The sequence below is a fragment of the Pseudonocardia broussonetiae genome, assembly GCF_013155125.1.
GTDB lineage: Bacteria > Actinomycetota > Actinomycetes > Mycobacteriales > Pseudonocardiaceae > Pseudonocardia > Pseudonocardia broussonetiae.
Genome location: NZ_CP053564.1, coordinates 2,384,215 through 2,400,699, shown reverse-complemented (window position 1 = coordinate 2,400,699; position 16,485 = coordinate 2,384,215). Strand labels below are relative to the sequence as shown.

General features: G+C 76.4%; 17 protein-coding genes. 11 read left to right on the top strand and 6 right to left on the bottom strand.

Annotated elements, in window-relative coordinates; all coding sequences use genetic code 11:
- Nucleotide 1 precedes the first annotated feature (1 nt).
- Complete coding sequence (gene rpmG / locus HOP40_RS11890; protein WP_172157656.1) at nucleotides 2-169, bottom strand: 50S ribosomal protein L33; 168 nt, start codon at nucleotides 167-169, stop codon at nucleotides 2-4.
- Between the two features lie 68 nt (nucleotides 170-237).
- Between rpmG and mrf the strand changes: the two genes are divergently transcribed.
- The 6 genes from mrf (at nucleotide 238) to HOP40_RS11860 (ending at nucleotide 8,116) form a co-directional block, all read left to right on the top strand.
- Nucleotides 238-1,458: a ribosome hibernation factor-recruiting GTPase MRF gene (gene mrf, locus HOP40_RS11885; protein WP_172157654.1), complete on the top strand. Its 1,221-nt coding sequence runs from the start codon at nucleotides 238-240 to the stop codon at nucleotides 1,456-1,458.
- A 90-nt stretch (nucleotides 1,459-1,548) separates the two neighbouring features.
- Entirely contained in the window at nucleotides 1,549-1,776 is a 228-nt protein-coding gene (locus tag HOP40_RS11880) for a hypothetical protein (protein WP_172157652.1), read from the top strand.
- A gap of 5 nt (nucleotides 1,777-1,781) precedes the next feature.
- Nucleotides 1,782-4,751: a helix-turn-helix transcriptional regulator gene (locus HOP40_RS11875; protein ID WP_172157650.1), complete on the top strand. Its 2,970-nt coding sequence runs from the start codon at nucleotides 1,782-1,784 to the stop codon at nucleotides 4,749-4,751.
- A 103-nt stretch (nucleotides 4,752-4,854) separates the two neighbouring features.
- Nucleotides 4,855-6,111 (top strand): cytochrome P450, encoded by a 1,257-nt coding sequence (locus tag HOP40_RS11870; RefSeq protein WP_172157648.1) that lies wholly within the window; start codon nucleotides 4,855-4,857, stop codon nucleotides 6,109-6,111.
- Complete coding sequence (locus tag HOP40_RS11865) at nucleotides 6,108-7,784, top strand: class I adenylate-forming enzyme family protein (RefSeq protein WP_172157646.1); 1,677 nt, start codon at nucleotides 6,108-6,110, stop codon at nucleotides 7,782-7,784. Before HOP40_RS11870 ends, HOP40_RS11865 begins: the two co-directional genes overlap by 4 nt.
- Before the next feature lie 113 nt (nucleotides 7,785-7,897).
- The gene (locus tag HOP40_RS11860) at nucleotides 7,898-8,116 is read left to right on the top strand and encodes a hypothetical protein (protein ID WP_172157644.1); all 219 of its coding nucleotides are present in this window, start codon (nucleotides 7,898-7,900) and stop codon (nucleotides 8,114-8,116) included.
- 11 nt (nucleotides 8,117-8,127) lie between these two features.
- Here HOP40_RS11860 and HOP40_RS11855 read toward each other — a convergent pair whose 3' ends face one another.
- Nucleotides 8,128-8,343 (bottom strand): hypothetical protein, encoded by a 216-nt coding sequence (locus tag HOP40_RS11855; RefSeq protein ID WP_172157642.1) that lies wholly within the window; start codon nucleotides 8,341-8,343, stop codon nucleotides 8,128-8,130.
- A 180-nt stretch (nucleotides 8,344-8,523) separates the two neighbouring features.
- Here HOP40_RS11855 and tenA point away from each other — a divergent pair, with 180 nt between their 5' ends.
- On the top strand, nucleotides 8,524-9,171 hold the full coding sequence (gene tenA / locus HOP40_RS11850; RefSeq protein WP_172157640.1) for a thiaminase II: 648 nt from the start codon (nucleotides 8,524-8,526) through the stop codon (nucleotides 9,169-9,171).
- Here the strand turns inward: tenA and HOP40_RS11845 are convergent.
- From HOP40_RS11845 to HOP40_RS11830, 4 genes are read right to left on the bottom strand one after another with little or no spacing between them, the layout of a single operon-like run.
- Nucleotides 9,168-9,563, bottom strand: a complete 396-nt coding sequence (locus HOP40_RS11845; protein ID WP_172157638.1) for a phage holin family protein — start codon at nucleotides 9,561-9,563, stop codon at nucleotides 9,168-9,170. The genes tenA and HOP40_RS11845 overlap by 4 nt on opposite strands.
- Nucleotides 9,563-10,789, bottom strand: a complete 1,227-nt coding sequence (locus HOP40_RS11840; protein ID WP_172157636.1) for a serine hydrolase domain-containing protein — start codon at nucleotides 10,787-10,789, stop codon at nucleotides 9,563-9,565. Before HOP40_RS11840 ends, HOP40_RS11845 begins: the two co-directional genes overlap by 1 nt.
- A 9-nt stretch (nucleotides 10,790-10,798) precedes the next feature.
- On the bottom strand, nucleotides 10,799-11,977 hold the full coding sequence (locus HOP40_RS11835) for an apiosidase-like domain-containing protein (protein ID WP_172157634.1): 1,179 nt from the start codon (nucleotides 11,975-11,977) through the stop codon (nucleotides 10,799-10,801).
- Entirely contained in the window at nucleotides 11,974-12,384 is a 411-nt protein-coding gene (locus tag HOP40_RS11830) for a MarR family winged helix-turn-helix transcriptional regulator (protein WP_172157632.1), read from the bottom strand. The genes HOP40_RS11835 and HOP40_RS11830 overlap by 4 nt, the downstream gene beginning before the upstream one ends.
- A 110-nt stretch (nucleotides 12,385-12,494) precedes the next feature.
- Between HOP40_RS11830 and HOP40_RS11825 the strand changes: the two genes are divergently transcribed.
- From HOP40_RS11825 to HOP40_RS11810, 4 genes are all read left to right on the top strand, one after another.
- Nucleotides 12,495-14,042: an FAD-binding oxidoreductase gene (locus tag HOP40_RS11825; RefSeq protein ID WP_240157634.1), complete on the top strand. Its 1,548-nt coding sequence runs from the start codon at nucleotides 12,495-12,497 to the stop codon at nucleotides 14,040-14,042.
- A 28-nt stretch (nucleotides 14,043-14,070) separates the two neighbouring features.
- Nucleotides 14,071-15,012 (top strand): patatin-like phospholipase family protein, encoded by a 942-nt coding sequence (locus tag HOP40_RS11820; protein ID WP_172157628.1) that lies wholly within the window; start codon nucleotides 14,071-14,073, stop codon nucleotides 15,010-15,012.
- A gap of 25 nt (nucleotides 15,013-15,037) precedes the next feature.
- Nucleotides 15,038-15,808 (top strand): putative protein N(5)-glutamine methyltransferase, encoded by a 771-nt coding sequence (locus tag HOP40_RS11815; RefSeq protein ID WP_172157626.1) that lies wholly within the window; start codon nucleotides 15,038-15,040, stop codon nucleotides 15,806-15,808.
- 75 nt (nucleotides 15,809-15,883) lie between these two features.
- Nucleotides 15,884-16,426: an RICIN domain-containing protein gene (locus HOP40_RS11810; protein WP_172157624.1), complete on the top strand. Its 543-nt coding sequence runs from the start codon at nucleotides 15,884-15,886 to the stop codon at nucleotides 16,424-16,426.
- Nucleotides 16,427-16,485 lie beyond the last annotated feature (59 nt).

Genomic DNA, 16,485 nt, shown 5'->3' with positions numbered 1-16,485 from the left:
CTCAGCGCTCCTCGCGGAAGTCGACGTGGCGCCGGACGACCGGGTCGTACTTGCGCAGGGTCATGCGGTCCGGGTCGTTGCGCCGGTTCTTGCGCGTGACGTACGTGGTGCCGGTGCCGGCCGTCGAGCGCATCTTCACGACCGGCCGGAGCTCGTTGCTGCGGGCCATGACCCACCTCCTCGCTAACGACATTCGTTTTCAACTAGGCTCCACGGTACCCCACCCCTGGAGGTCCCGTGCCCCGCCCCGAGCTCCTCGTGCTGACCGGGCCGACCGCGCCCGGCGTCGAGGACTTCGTCACCCGCATCCGCGCCCTCGACCCCGACGCCGCCGTCCTGCACCACGACCTGCGCGACGTCGGCGCAGGCCTGGTGCACCGCCGGCTGCGCACCCGCCACGACGACGTCACCACCACCGTCGAGCTGGCCCACGGCTGCGTCTCCTGCACGCTGCGCGAGGACCTGCTCCCGCAGCTGCACGCGCTCGCCGCCCCCGGCGGCCCGGCGCGGATCGTGCTGCACCTGGACCCCGTGCTCGAACCCGAGCAGGTGTGCTGGGCTCTGCTGCACGTGCTGGTCGACGGCACGACCGTCGCCGACGAGGTCGACCTGCGCGGCGTCGTCGCGGTCGTCGACGCCGGCACCTGGCTCGCCGACGCCACCGGCGACGCGACGCTGCCCGCGCGCGGCTGCCCGGAGCTGCCGGACGACGAGCGCACCGTCGCGCAGGTCGCCGTCGGGCAGGCGGAGTTCGCCGACCTGATCGTTCTCACCGGCACCGCCGACGCGTGGGAGCGCGCCCGGCTCGACGCCGTGCTCGCCCGGCTCGTGCCCGGCGCCCCGCGGCTGCCGGTCCGCGAGCTGGACGACCGGGTGTTCCTCGCCTCCGCCGTGCGGCGCGGGCGGCCCGCCGACGTCCACGCGGCGCTGCTGCGCGGGTCTCCCCCGCTCGACGCCGACTGCGGCGTCCGGCTCGTCGTGTTCTCCGCGCGCCGCCCGTTCCACCCCGGGCGCCTGCACGACGCGCTCGACGTCCTGCTCGACGGCGTCGTCCGCGCCCGCGGCCGCCTCTGGCTCGCGACCCGCCCCGACGCCGTGCTGTGGCTGGAGTCGGCGGGCGGCGGGCTGCGCGTCGGGCACGCCGGCGACTGGCTCGACGGGGCCGGCGACGAGGCCTGGGAGGCGGCGTCGGCGGAGCGGCGCGCGATCGCGTCGCTGGGCTGGCACCCGCGCTTCGGCGACCGCGCGCAGGACGTGGTCGTGCTCGCCCACGACGCCGACCCCGACGAGATCGACGCCGCGCTGCGCGGCGCCCTGCTGACCGACGCCGAGCTCGCGGCCGGCCCCGGCGCGTGGAGCGCGCTGCCCGACCCGTTCGGCTGGTGGCACACCGACCCCTGCTCTCCCGCCGCCGACGCGGTGGCGGGCACCGACGGCCGCTCCGAGGAGGAGCACTGAGGGCCCCTTACGGCGGGCGGCGCGGGAGGCGGGCGGGATCGGCGTGATCGCCCGATGCCCGCGGACCGGCCTCAGCACGAGGCTCGTCCCATGTTCTTCGACTCGCCGCACCTGACCCTCACCGCCGACCTGCGCCACCGCGAGCTGCTCGCCGAGGCCGAGGGCTTCCGCCTCGGGCGCCTGGCCCGGGCGGCGCGCCGCGACGCCCGGCGACGCCCGGCCGCACCGCAGCCCGCACCGCCGGAGCCGCCCGCGCCGCCGGACCCGTCCGCCCTCGGCGGAACGCCCGGAGAACGTCGGTGCCTCGTGCCACGATGACCGGCGTGACGCGGCTGGGGGTCGGGATCGGGCTGGTGGGCCGCCGGGACGAGGTCTCGGCGCTCACCGCCGCGCTCGGGCGCGCCGCCGCGGGCACCCCGGCCGGGGTGCTGCTGTCGGGCGAGGCGGGCGTCGGCAAGTCGCGGCTCGTGGCCGAGGCGGCGGCCCGGGCCACCGCGTCCGGCTTCACCGTGCTCACCGGGCGCTGCCTCGACACCGCCGAGGCCGCGCTGCCCTACCTCCCGTTCGCCGAGATCGTGGGGTCGCTGCCGCGCGAGCTGGTCGCCGGGCACGAGGCGCTGCGCCACCTGCTGCCCGACGGCCCGCCCCGGGGCGAGCCGGGCGGCGACCGCGCACTGGGCCAGCTCCGCGTGTTCGACGCCGTGCTGTCGGTGCTCGACGAGCTCACCGCCGAGCGGCCCGCGCTCGTCGTCGTCGAGGACCTGCACTGGGCCGACCGCTCCAGCCGCGACCTGCTCGTCTTCCTGCTGTCCCGGCTCGACGCGCAGCGCCTGGTCGTGCTGGCCACCTACCGCTCCGACGACCTGCACCGCCGCCACCCGCTGCGGCCCGTGCTCTCCGAGCTGGTGCGGCTGCCGGCCGTCGAGCGGCTGGAGCTGGGCCCGCTCGGCCCCGACGACGCGCTGTCGCTGGTGCGCCTGCTCGCCGACGGGTCGCTCGCGCCGCCGCTGCTGCACAGCGTCGCCCGGCGCAGCGAGGGCAACGCGTTCTTCGCCGAGGAGCTCGTCTCCGCCTGCTCCGACGGGCTGCCGCACAGCCTCGTCGAGGTGCTGCTGGCCCGGGTCGAGAGCCTCAGCCCGACCACGCAGCGGCTGCTGCGGGTGGCGTCGGTCGGCGGGCGGCGCGTGCGCCACGACCAGCTCGCCGCCGTCGCCGGACTCGACGTCGACGAGCTGGAGCTCGGGCTGCGCGAGGCCGTGCACCACCACGTGCTGGTCACCGACGAGACGACCTCGGCGCCGGGCACCGACGGCTACGCCTTCCGCCACGCCCTGCTGCGCGAGGCCATCCACCACGACCTGCTGCCCGGCGAGCGCAGCCGCCTGCACGCCGCGTTCGCCGCGCTGCTGGCCGACCCCTCCGCGCCCGACGAGCCCGGCCGGGCCGCGCTGCTCGCCCACCACGCGCTGGCCGCGCACGACCTGCCCACCGCGCTCGCCGCGTCGGTCCGGGCCGCGCGCGAGGCCGACGAGCAGGAGGCCCCGGCCGAGCTGCTGCTGCACGCCGAGCGCGCGCTCGAGCTGTGGTCGGCGGTGCCCGGCGCCGAGGAGGTGGCCGGGACGGCCGAGCACGAGGTCACGCGGATGGCGGCCTGGGCGGCGAGCGCCACGGGCGACCCCGAGCGCGGCTCGGCGCTGGGCCGGCGCGCGCTGGAGATCGCCGAGCGCCGCGGCGATCCGGTGCTCACGGCGAAGACGCGCCTGAAGTACGCGATGCGGCTCGTCGACCGCGGCGACGACCTGCGCGAGGCCCGCGCCGCCGCGGAGCAGTCGCTGGCCGTGCTCGCGGGCGGGCCGCCGTCGGGCGAGCTGGCCTGGTGCCACGCGGTGCTGGCCCGCGCGCACTACCGGGTCGACGACTTCCCGGCGTCGGTGCGCTGCGGCGAGCAGGCGCTGGAGGTCGCGGCCGCGCTGCCCGACGACGACGCCGCGCAGGCCGCCGCGGCCGACGCGCTCGCCACCATCGCGGGCTGCGAGGCCTACTCCGGCCGGCCCGAGCAGGCCCGGGAGCGGCTGGCCGCCGCGCGCTCGCTGGCCCGCCGCGCCGGCGACCTCGGGGCCGAGCTGCGCACCTACTCCGCCGTCGGCTTCTCGCTGCTGGAGGAGTGCCGGTTCACCGCGGCCGCCGCCGAGCTCGCCGAGGGCGAGGGGCGGGCCGCGGCCACCGGCCTGCGCTGGAGCATGCCCGGGCTCGACGTCCGGGTCGCCCACGTCGTGGCCCGGTTCCTCGCGGGAGACTGGGACGCCGCCGAGACCGCCGCCGACCTCGCCGGGGCGGCGGTGCCGGCCAGCGTCTCGGCGCGCCTCGTCGGCGCCGGGCTGCTCGTGGCCGCGGCCCGCGGCCGGTTCGACGTCGTCGAGCGCCGCCACGCCGAGCTCGGCCGCCGCCCCCCGGAGAACGTGCAGGCGGTGACGTTCCTCGGCGTCGCGGCCACCGAGTCGGCGCTGTGGCGGGGCGAGCCCGACGAGGCGGTCGCCCGGGCGGCCGCGGCGCGGGCCGCGCTCGACGCCATCGAGCCGTTCCAGTTCGGCGCCATCGCGCTGGCGGCGATCGGGGTAGCCGCGCACGCCCAGCGGGCCGCGGCGGGCGCCGACGCCGGCGAGGCCCGGGACGCGGCGCGGCTGCTGGTCGGCGTCGCGGAGGAGACGGCCCGGCGCGGGCTGCCGCGCGGCACCGAGATGGGTCCCGAGGGCCGGGCCTGGCTGCTGCGCGCCCGCGCCGAGCTCACCCGCCTCACCGGGCCCGACCCGTCGGCGTGGGACGGCGTCGTCGCCGCGTTCGGCTACGAGGTCGACGGCGGCTCCGAGGCGGTCGTCCGGGCGGGGCTCGGCTACCGCGGCGCCTGCGCCGCCCTGCTCCGCGCCGAGGCCCGGCTCGCCACCGGCGCGCCCGGCGCGGCCGACGACCTCGCCGCCGCGCACCGCACGGCCACCGCCCTGCGCGCCGCCCCGCTGCTCGACGCCGTCGGGGCGCTGGCCGCCCGGGCGGGCGTCACGCCCGCGGGCGCGCCCGCCCCCGCGGGCGACGTCCTCACCCCCCGGGAGCGGTCGGTGCTGGAGCAGGTGGCCCTGGGCGGCACCAACCGCCGGATCGGCGCCGCGCTGTTCATCAGCGAGAAGACGGTGAGCGTCCACCTGTCCCGGGTGATGGCCAAGCTCGGCGTCACCAGCCGCACGGAGGCGGTCAGCGTCGCCTACGCCCGGGGGCTGCTCGGCCCGCGCCTCCCGGTCTGAGCGCGGCTGGCCCGCACGGGCCCGCGACAGGCCCGCGGGGCCCCTTGATCGCCGCCCGCGCGTCCCTAGGGTGAGGTGACCCGACTCACGAGGAGGCGCGCCGATGACGTCGAGCACGACCTGGACCACCCGGCCGAACCTGTCCGATGTCGAGCGCTTCTGGACCGCTCCCGTCGCCGAGCGGGCCGCCGCCTTCGCGGCGCTGCGGGAGCGGGAGCCGGTGCCGTTCTTCGAGGAGCCGCAGTTCGCGTTCCTGCCCCAGGGCGCCGGCTACTGGGCGCTGACCCGCCTCGACGACCTCGTGGAGGCGAGCCGCAACGCGAAGGTGTTCACCTCCGGTCCGGGCGCGACGAGCATCGCCGACATGCCGCCGGAGTTCCTCGAGTTCTACGGCTCGATGATCAACACCGACGACCCGCGGCACGCGCGCCTGCGCCGGATCGTCTCCCGCGGGTTCACCCCGAGGCGCCTGGCCGCGCTCACCGACGAGGTGCAGGCCACCGCCACCGCGATCGTCGACGACATCGTCGACGCCGGTGAGGTCGACGCCGTCACCGCGATCTCCGCACGGCTGCCGCTCAAGATCGTCTGCGACATGATGGGCGTGCCGGAGAGCCAGTACGACTTCGTGTTCCAGAAGTCGAACGTCATCCTCGGCGCGAGCGACCCGGAGTACGTCCCGGACGCCGAGAACATCATCGTGGCGCTGCTGGAGGCGGGCAACGCGCTCGCCGAGCTCATGCGCGACCTGGGCCGCCACCGCGAGCAGAACCCGACCGACGACGTGACGTCCGCGCTCGTCAACGCCGAGATCGACGGCGAGCGCCTCACCCCCGACGAGCTGGCGAGCTTCTTCATCCTGCTCGTCGTCGCCGGCAACGAGACCACCCGCAACGCGATCAGCTGGGGCCTCAAGCTGCTCACCGACCACCCCGAGCAGCGCCGGATCTGGCTCGACGACCTCGACGCCGTCACGCCGACCGCGGTCGAGGAGATCGTCCGCTGGGCGTCGCCGGTGATCTACATGCGGCGCACCCTGGCCGTCGACGCCGTGCTGGGCGGGCAGGCGATGTCGGAGGGCGACAAGGTGCTGCTCTTCTACTGGGCGGCCAACCGCGACCCCGCGCACTTCACCGACCCGGACGCGTTCGACGTCCGGCGCTCCCCCAACCCGCACGTCGGCTTCGGCGGGGCCGGGCCGCACTTCTGCCTGGGCGCCCACCTCGCGCGCCGGGAGATGGCGGTGATGTTCCGCGAGCTGCTCACGCGCGTGCCCGACATCCACGCCACCGCCGAGCCTCGCCGCCTCCAGTCGATGTTCATCAACGGGATCAAGAGCATGCCCGTGAGCGTCCGATGACCACGCTGGACTACCCCGAGGTCCCGGTCGACGCGCTGCTCGCGGGCTCGGCCCGGCGCTACGGCGACCGCACCGCGCTGCACTTCGCGGGCCGCGAGCTCACCTACGCCGAGCTGCACTCCCGCGCGGGGGCCTTCGCCAACGCCCTGCACGGCGCCGGGATCGGGCGCGGCGACGTCGTCGCGATCCACCTGCCCAACTGCCCCCAGTACGCCGTCGCCTACTACGGGATCCTGCTGGCGGGCGCCACGTTCTCCCCCACGAACCCGTTGCTGCCCCCGCCCGACCTGGCCGCGCAGCTCGCCGACTGCGGCGCCGTCGCCGCCGTCACGTGGGCCCCGGCCGCGCCCGCGCTGGCCGCGGTGCGCGACCGGACCGCGATCCGGCTCGTGCTCGTCACCGACCGCGAGCAGGCCGTCGACCCGGCGCACCGGCTCACCCTCGACGGCTCGCTCGGCGACGCCCGCGACTTCGAGGAGTTCCACGCCGACGCCCCGACCGCGCCGCCGGCCGTCGAGATCGACGTCCACCGCGACCTGGCCCACCTCGCCTACACCGGCGGCACGACGGGCCGGTCGAAGGGCGTGCAGCTGCCGCACCGCAACGTCGTGGTCAACGTGCTGCAGTACGCGTGCGGCGGCACCGGCAGCGTCCCGACCCTCGACGACGAGGGCGGCATCGTCCTCGACCAGGTCGGCTCCCCCGAGGAGTTCCCGACGCGGCTGGGCACGGGCGTCGCGATCGGGCTGGCGCCGTGGTTCCACGCGATGGGCACGATCGGCGGGCTCAACGTCCCCACCGCCACCGGCGCCACGACCGTGCTCCACGAGCGCTTCGACCCCGGCGCCTACCTCGCCGACGCCGAGCGCTTCGGCATCACGGGCATGAGCGGCGCACCGCCGGTCTACGGCGCGCTGCTGCGCCACCCCGACTTCGCCACGCGTGACCTCTCCACCATCCGCGGCCTGTCCTCGGGCGCGGCCCCGCTGCCCGTCGAGATGATCCAGGGGCTGCAGCGCCGGCTCGGCGAGGACGTCGTCATCACCGAGGGGTACGGGCTCACCGAGGTCACGATGGGCGCCACGATCGGCCCGGCCGCGCGCTCGGCGGTGCGCAAGCCCGGCACGGTCGGCCCGCCGGTCGCCGACACCGAGGTGCGGATCGTCGACCCGGCCGGCACCGACATGACCGCGCTGCCCACCGGGGAGCCGGGTGAGGTCGTGATCCGCGGGCCGCAGGTGATGACCGGCTACAAGGACCGGCCCGAGGACAACGAGGCCGTGCTCGTCGACGGCTGGCTGCGCACCGGCGACATCGGCGTCCTCGACGAGGACGGCTACCTCTCGATCGTCGACCGCAAGAAGGACATGCTGCTCTACAAGGGCTACAACGTGTACCCGCGCGACCTGGAGGAGATCCTGCACGCGCAGCCCGGCGTCGCGGGGGCGGCGGTGGTCGGGCGGCCGGACCCGGAGGTCGGGGAGCTGCCGGTGGCGTTCGTCGTGGCGCCCGGCGCCGACCCCGAGGCGCTGATGGAGGCGGTCAACGCGCAGGTCACGCCGTACAAGCGGCTGCGCGAGCTGCACCTCGTCGACGCCATCCCGGTGTCGGCGGCGGGCAAGGTCCTCAAGCGCGAGCTGCGGGAACGGTTGCAGAAAGACACGAACGGGTGACAGGGAGCTAACGAACAGCGGGGCGAGGGCGATATGCGGTGCGTACGGACACCCGGCACGCGCGCACCGGCCCGGACATCCTCCTCGTCCCGCTGATCGAAAACGGTGCCGCCATGTCCGCTCCGCTCCAGACCGCACCCCCGGCCACGGGACGCCACCACCGCACCGCCACCCCGCGCGACCGCGCCCTGCGTGCGGTCGACGTCGCGGGCCGGCTGGGCACGGCCGTCACGCTCGCGGCCCTGCTGGTCGTCGCGGGGGCCGTGGGCGGCCTGTTCGACGGCGCGCCGGCCACCGAGAACGCCACCGTGACGGCGACGTTCGGGCGGTGACGCCCGGCCGCTCAGGCTGCTTCGGCCTGGCCCAGCGGCGTCTTCAGGACGTGGTCGACCAGCCGCATGACGAGCTGGCCGCCGCCGAGGCGGTAGCCGAACTCCTCCCAGGTGAGCAGCTCCCGCGAGAGCACCTCACCGACGGGGCCGGGGTACAGACGGGTCACCCGGAACGCGGCTGCGCGCAGCCGCATCTTCTCGTGATGATCCATGGGTACGGGGCTCATTCCGACTCACCTCCGCGTGCGTAGCGGGGCTCTCACCATTGAGCGGCCACCCTGATGGGGCTTCCCATAGTGGGCCCGCAGAACCGGGTCCCGGCGCCATCGTACCCGAAGAGTGACCGACGTCTCACCCTCCGCGCACAGTTCGTACGGGCGCCGTGACCGAGCGCTAACCTGATCTTCGTGGCTCCCCGCGACGTGCTCTGGTCCGACATCACCGGTGTCTACGAGGCGATCCTCGCCCACCCGTTCCTCACCGGGCTCACCGACGGCACGCTGCCGCGGGAGGCCTTCCGGCACTACGTCGTGCAGGACGCGCACTACCTGCGCGGCTACGCCAAGGCGCTCGCCGTGTGCGCCGCGAAGGCCCCCGACGAGTCCGCGACGGTGATGTTCGCCCAGCACGCGGCGGGCGCGATCGCGGCCGAGCGGGACCTGCACGCGTCGCTGCTCGACGAGCTCGGCACCCTCGACGACGAGGTCGCCCCGGCCACCCAGGCCTACCTCAGCTACCTGCTCGCCACGGCGCACGGCGGCTCCTACGCCGACGCCGTCGGCGCGGTCCTGCCCTGCTACTGGATCTACGCCCGCGTCGGCGCGACGCTGCTGGAGGCGGGCTCGCCCGACCCGCTCTACGCGCGCTGGATCGCGATGTACGGGGGCGAGGACTTCCAGGGCGTCGTCGACGCCGTGCTGGCCGAGACCGACCGCACCGCCGCGGCGCTGTCGGAGCCCGACCTCGCCCGCATGCGGCGGCACTTCGCCACGACCGCGCGCTACGAGTGGATGTTCTGGGACGGCGCGCACCGCCAGGAGCGCTGGCCGATCTAGCGCTGGTCGATCCGGTCGGGGATGACGACGTGCAGCACGAACCCGACCACGGCCACCACGATCGCCCCGACGAACGCCGCCCCGAACCCTCCGACGGTGAACGGCAGGCCCAGCCCGTCGGCCACGAACCCGACGAGCAGGAACAGCAGCGCGTTGACGACGAGCCCGAACAGGCCCAGCGTCAGCACGTAGAACGGGCAGCCCACCACCTTGATCAGCGGTTTGAGCACCGCGTTGACCAGACCGAAGATCAGCGCGACGCCGACGAGGGTGAGCGCCTGGCTCACGGTGCCGCCCGCGGCGACGTCGATCCCCGGCACGATCAGCGTGGCCACCCACAGGCTGACGGCGACGACCGCCACCCGGACGACGAAGGCGAGCGCGTTCGACATCAGTCCACCAGCGCCTGGGTCACCAGCGTCCGCAGCTGCGGACGGATCGGGTACGTGCTCGACGGCATGAGCTGCGTGAAGAACATCGCGGTGATCTCCTCGACGGGGTCGACGTAGAAGGCGGTGCTGGCCAGCCCGCCCCAGGCGTACTCGCCGTCGCTGGTGAGGGCCTTGCCCGCGGTGGCGTCGACGACCACCGAGAAGCCGAGGCCGAAGCCGACGCCGTCGAAGTTGGACTCCGCGAAGATCGGACGCCCGAACGACGCGAGGTCCTGGTCGCCGGGCAGGTGGTTGCGGGTGGCGTAGGCCAGGGTGCGCGGGCCCAGCAGGCGGGCGCCGTCGAGCTCGCCGCCGCGCAGGAGCATGCGGCAGAAGCGGTGGTAGTCGGCCGCGGTGGAGACCAGCCCGCCGCCGCCGGAGAGGAAGGTCGGCTCGCGCAGCGCGGCGTCGCCCATGCGGTCGTTGCGGTGCAGGCCGCCGCCGGGCTTCGGGACGTACAGCGCGGCGAGGCGCTCGGGGTCGGCCGCGCCGAAGCCGGTGTCGGTCATGTCCAGCGGACCGAGGACCTCCTCGGCGAGGAACGCGTCCAGCGCCTTCCCCGACACCACCTCGACGAGCCGGCCCAGCACGTCGGTGGCCACCGAGTAGTTCCACTCCGCGCCGGGCTGGTGCACGAGCGGGATGCGGGCCCAGGTGTCGCAGGCGGTGGCCAGGTCCATGCCGGCGGGCACGCCGAACTCGAAGCCGCGGCTGCGGTACATCTCGTCGACGGGGTGCGCGTGGTGGAAGCCGTAGGTGAGCCCGGCGGTGTGGGTGAGCAGGTGCCAGACCCGCATCGGCTCGGCGGCCGGCGCGGTGCCGGGGTTGGCGGCGGACCCGCTGCGGTAGACGCGCAGGTCGGCGAACGCGGGCAGGTACTGCGCCACCGGGTCGGTGAGCGCCAGCAGGCCGCGCTCGTGGAGCATCAGCACGGCCACCGAGGTGATCGGCTTGGTCATCGAGTAGATCCGCCACAGCGTGTCGTCGCCGACGGGGCGCCCGGCCTCGACGTCGGCGAGCCCGTGGTGGCTCACGTGCACCACCCGGTCGCGGCGGGCGACGGCGACGGTCCAGCCGGCGAGCCGGCCGTCGTCGACGTAGCGGGCGAAGTGCTCGTCGATCCGGGCGAGCCGCTGCGGGTCGAACCCGACCTCCGCCGGCTCGGCTTCCACCTTCAGTTCGGCCACACCGCCACCCTACTGATTCCCGGGCGGGGCCAGCCCGGCTGCGGCGTCGTCGACCACGAGCACCCAGTCGAGCCCGGCGTCGTCCGGGCCGGTGACCGGCGGGAAGAACGACGCCGACGGCGAGCGGGGCACCGTCCCCGCGTCGGTCGGGACGCCCGTGCGGGGGTCGAACCACCAGCCGTGCAGCGCCTCGCCGGGCAGGGCGGTGGTGTCGAGCGCGATGCCCTCCCCCGCGGGGACGTGCGCCATCAGGTGGTCGGGGGCGCGCAGCACCCCGGCCGTGCCGTCGGCCAGCAGTTCGGGAGCGGGGGTGCGGGCGCCGCGCGAGTCGGTGAGGGCCCGCAGGTGCGCCATCTGCATCGCGCCCTCGTCCACCAGCGCCGCGGCGCGGACGGCGGCGTCCGGGGCCCAGGCGTCGTGGTGGCCGTAGGTGTGGCCGGCCGCGCCGGCGAAGACGTCGGCGTAGGCGCTGCGGCGGACGTCGAGCGCGGTGGTGGCCGAGCCCGATCCGGCGCAGGCGGGGGCGTCCTCCTGCGCCGGGCGGGCGTCGAGGAAGGGGCGGGCGAGCATGCCGCCCACCCGGTCCACCGCGTCCTCGCACGCGTCGCCGCGGACCAGCGCGAACGACAGCCACGCGGCGTCGCCGACGACGTCGGCCGAGGACCGGCCGGGGCCCGGCTCGAACGTCATCAGCGGGTCGTCGACGGCACCGGCCGCGATGCCCTCGCCCAGCGCCGACCAGGTCGCGGCGTCGTCGTCGGTGCCGTCGCCGAGCACCCAGACGACCCGGTCGCCGTAGCGGGCGCCCAGGAACCGCCCGAGCGACGCCGCGTCGGCCGCGGCGGGCAGCGCGGGGGTGACGGCGACGTGCAGGCCGCGCCGGGCGGCCTCGGCGACCGCGGCGTCGACGCGGCTCCAGTCGCCGCCGTCCGGGACTGCGGTCTGCACGACGGTGAAGCCCTGCGCGGCGCGGACGTCGAGGTAGCGGCGCACCTCGGCCGGGTCGGCGGTCGCGAGCAGGCCCCACGCGGTGTCGCCGAGCCACAGGAACGGCGCCCCGCCCGCGGTGAAGGAGCGGCCGTCCGGCGCGACCCGCAGCGGCGGCGGGCCGGGGTCGGGGGCCGCGGCGGCGGTCAGCGGGGCGGCGAGCGCGGCGGCGAGCACCGCGGCCAGGGTGCGGTGCTTCACGAGGCCACCTCCAGCAGGCGGTCGAGGGTGCGGCGGAGCTGCGTGCGCTCCTCGGGGGTGAGCGGGGCGAGCAGCCGCTGCTCGCAGTCGCGCAGGCGCTGGGCCGCGGCGGCGCGCAGGGCCGACCCGGCGGGCGTCAGCTCCAGGACGAGCACGCGGCCGTTGCCGGGCATCGGGGTGCGGCGGACGAGGCCGCGGTCGTCGAGGCGGCGCAGCAGCGCCGCGGTGGTGGTGCGGTCCAGACCGATGGCGGCGCCGAGCTCGTGCTGGCGCGCGACGGGCCCGTCGGCGAGCAGCTCGAGCATCGCGTAGTGCCGCACCGGCAGGCCGAGCTCGGCCAGCGCGCGCTCGTCGAGGTGCTCCGCGCGGCACAGGGCGGAGCGGAGCCGCGCGGTGATGTGGTCCATCGGTCCTCCGCGGCGCGGTCGGCAGTGGTCAGGGGCCGATACTCACCGCGCCGACGGGCTGCGCGGAGGCGGCGCGCGGCGGAGACACCCGAACGGGCATGCTGGGCCGGATGGAGCAGCGGACGCGGTCGTGGTGGGGATGGGGCTGGACCGGCGAGGCCATGGCCGACGAGGCGTGCTCGGCGCTGGCGGCCGGGTTGCCGGGGTGCGCGACGGACCCGGTGCCGGTCCCGGAGGTGCCCGAGCTGCGCGCGCCGCGGGCCGCCCCGCCCGCCGCGCTCGCCGGTCTGTGCACCGCGGAGCCCGCCGTCCGGGCCGGGCACACCTACGGCAAGGCCTTCCGCGACGTCGTCCGCGCCCTGGACGGCGACCTGTCCGGCGCCCCCGACGTCGTGGTGCTCCCGCGGACCGAGGACGACGTCGCCGCGGTGCTGGACTGGGCCGGGGACGCGGGCGTCGCCGTCGTGCCCTACGGCGGCGGCAGCTCGGTCGTCGGCGGCACCGAGTACCGCGGCGAGGGCCCGTGGGTCTCGCTCGACCTCACCCGGCTCGACCGCGTCCTGGAGGTCGACGCCACCAGCCGCGCCGCCCGCGTGCAGGGCGGCACGCTCGGGCCGGGCCTGGAGGACCAGCTCCGCCCGCACGGGCTGACCCTGCGCCACTTCCCGCAGAGCTTCGAGTTCTCCACCGTCGGCGGCTGGCTCGCCACCCGCTCCGGCGGGCACTACGCGATGGGGCCCACGCACGTCGACGACGTCGTGGAGTCGCTGCGGGTCGTCACCCCGGTCGGGGTGTCGGAGTCGTGGCGGCTGCCCGCGTCGGGGGCGGGGCCCTCGCCCGACCGGCTGTTCCTCGGCTCGGAGGGCGCGCTCGGGGTGATCACCGAGGCGTGGCTGCGGGTGCAGCGCCGCCCGGAGCACCGGGCGTCGGCGGCGGTGCGGTTCGTCCGGTTCCCCGACGCGCTGGCGGCCGTCCGGGAGATCGCGCAGTCCGGCGTCACGCTGGCGAACTGCCGGCTGCTCGACCACGGCGAGGCCCACTTCTCCGGCGCCGCGTCCGGCGGGCACGCGGTGCTCGTGCTGGGGGCGGAGTCGGCGCACGGGCCCGTCGACGTCGCCGGCCCGCTGGAGATCGCCCTGGCCCACGGCGGGGTGGCGGAGGAGTGCACGGACGGCCGCGACGGCGCGGTCGCCTCGTGGCGCTCGGCGTTCCTGCGGATGCCCTACCTGCGCGACGGCCTCGCCCGCTGCGGCGCGATCGTCGAGACGTTCGAGACGGCGTGCACCTGGGACACCGCGGACGTGCTGGTCGAGGCCGTGCGCACGGAGGTCGGGGCCGCGGCGCGCGAGGTCTGCGGCGTCGACGGGATCGTCAACTGCCGCCTCACCCACCTCTACCCCGACGGGCCCGCGCCCTACTTCACGGTGCTCGCCGGCGGGCGCCCCGGGATGCAGCTCGGGGCGTGGGACGAGATCCGCGCGGCGGCGACCGAGGTGCTGGGGCGGCACCGCGCGACCATCACCCACCACCACGCCGTCGGCCGCGACCACCGCCCCGGCTACGACCGGCAGCGGCCCGACCTGTTCGCCGCGTCGCTGCGCGCGGTGAAGGCCGTGCTCGACCCGCGCGGGGTCCTCAACCCGGGGGTGCTGGTCTGACCCGGGGCCGTCCGGAGATGATGCGGAGGTGCTCCCCCTCCCCGGCGACGACGAGGTGCTCCGCGCGCTCGTCCACCGCCGCGACTCCGGCCGGCGCGACGACGGCCACCGCATCGCGCTCGTCGTCAGCGGCGGGGGGATGCGCGGCGCCTACGCGGGCGGGATGGCGCACGCCCTCGACGACGCCGGGCTCGGCCACTGCTTCGACGTCGTCTACGGCAGCTCGGCGGGCGCCTACATCGGCGGCGCGCTGCTGCTCGGCGACGGCCGCGGCGCCGCGCACATCTTCTTCGAGGACATGGCGTGCCGGGCGTTCGTCGACCCGCGCCGGCTGGGCACCCGCCGCCCGGTGGTGTCGCTGGACCACCTGCTCGACCACATCCTCACCATCGCCAAGCCGATGTCCTGGGAGGACCTGCGCGACTCCCCCGTGCCGCTGCGGGTCATCGCCACCGCGGCCGACGACCTGACCCCGCACGTCCTGGAGCCCGCCACCGTCGAGGAGTGGCGCCTCGCCCTGCGCGCCACCGCGGCCATCCCGGTGCTGGCCGGGCCCGCCGTCGCGCTGCACGGGCGCCGCTGGATCGACGGGTCGGTGGCGGAGCCGCTGCCCGTGCTCCGGGCCCTGCGCGACGGCTCCACGCACGTCCTCGCCCTGCTCAACCGCACCCTGCCCGAGCTCCGGGCGGGCGACCCGGGCGCCGGGCCGGCGCGCTGGGCCCGCGCGCTCGACCGGTTCGCCCCCGGGCTCGGCGCGATGACCCAGGAGAGCGTGCGGCACGGGCCCGCGCTGGCCGTGCTCGACGACGCCGGGCACCCGTCCCGCAGCGGCGTGCACCTGCGCGCGGTGCTGCCGCTGAGCGACGTCGGCGTCCACGGCCTCACGATCGACCGCCGGCGCGTCGAGCTCGCCACCCGCATCGGGTACGCGTCGCTGGAGGCGGCGGTGGAGAGCGTGGCGGCGGCGTGACTCCCGCCGTGGTGATCCTCCTGTGGTGACCGACGCCCTGGTGGACCGGCTGCGGGCGGCGGGGTGCGTGTTCGCCGAGGACGAGGCGCGGCTGCTGCGGGGCGCGGCCGCCACCCCGGCCGGGCTCGACGCACTGGTCGCGCGCCGCGTGGCGGGCGAGCCGCTGGAGTACGTCGTCGGGTACGCGGAGTTCTGCGGGCTGCGGATCGCCGTCGGGCCCGGGGTGTTCGTGCCACGGGTGCGCACGGAGTTCCTGGCCGAGCGGGCCGTCGCGCTGAGCGGCCCGGGCGCGGTGGTCGTCGACCTCTGCTGCGGCACCGGCGCCGTCGCCGCGGCCGTGCTCGCGGCCGTGCCGAACGCCGAGGTGCACGCCGCCGACGTCGACCCGGCCGCCGTCGCGCTGGCCCGGCGCAACCTCCCCGGCGGGCACGTCCACGTGGGCGACCTCGACGCCCCGCTGCCCGCCCGGCTGCACGGGCGCGTCGACGTCCTCGTCGCCAACGCCCCCTACGTGCCGACCCGCGAGATCGACCTCATGCCGGCCGAGGCGCGCCTGTTCGAGGCGCGGGCGGCGCTCGACGGCGGGCCGGACGGCACCGGCGTCCAGCAGCGGGTGGCCGCCGCGGCCCCGCGCTGGCTCGCCCCCGGCGGGCACCTGCTGATCGAGACGAGCACGCGCCAGGCCCCGCTCACCCGGGCGGCGGTGGAGCGCCACGGGATGGCCGCGCGGGTCGTCGTCGACGGGGAGCGGGAGGCGACGGTGGTGGTCGGGAGCACGCCGGAGCACCGGGGATGAGCGGTGAGGAACGTTCCAGGAACGACCGGTGGCGATGCTTCGCCGCAACAACCCACCACCGGAACGGACGACCCCATGCCCCTCACCACGATCGCTCGCGTCCTGGCCGCCGCCGGACTCGCGCTGGCTGCCCTGATCGGCACGACCGCGGTCCCCGCGACCGCCGCAGCCCAGGACATCACCTGGTACACGCTCGTCGGACTCGGCAGCACCAAGTGCGTCGACATCCGGACCGAGGACGCCGACTACGGCGCCCGCGCCCAGCTCTGGCAGTGCTACGGCTCGGCCAACCAGCGGTTCGCCCTGCGCCGGGTCGGCACCACCCCCCAGGGCAGGCCGTTCTTCCAGATCATCAACAAGGAGGCCCCGTACCTGTGCCTGCAGGTGCGCGACAACTCCACGGCCAACGGGGCGCAGGTCGACCAGTACGGCTGCTCCGCCGACACCCACCAGTACTGGTACTGGGGCTCCCCGCACAACGGTGTCCACCTGCCCCTGGTCAACCTCAACAGCGGCAAGTGCCTCGACGTCAACGCCGGCGCGGTCCACAACGGCGCCCGCATCCAGCAGTGGACCTGCAACGCGACCGCGGCGCAGATGTGGAGGACCGCCCAGTGACACCCGACCGCCGAGGGGGCGCCGAGCGGGGCGCCGGCCCCGCGCGATGAGTTCCGGGC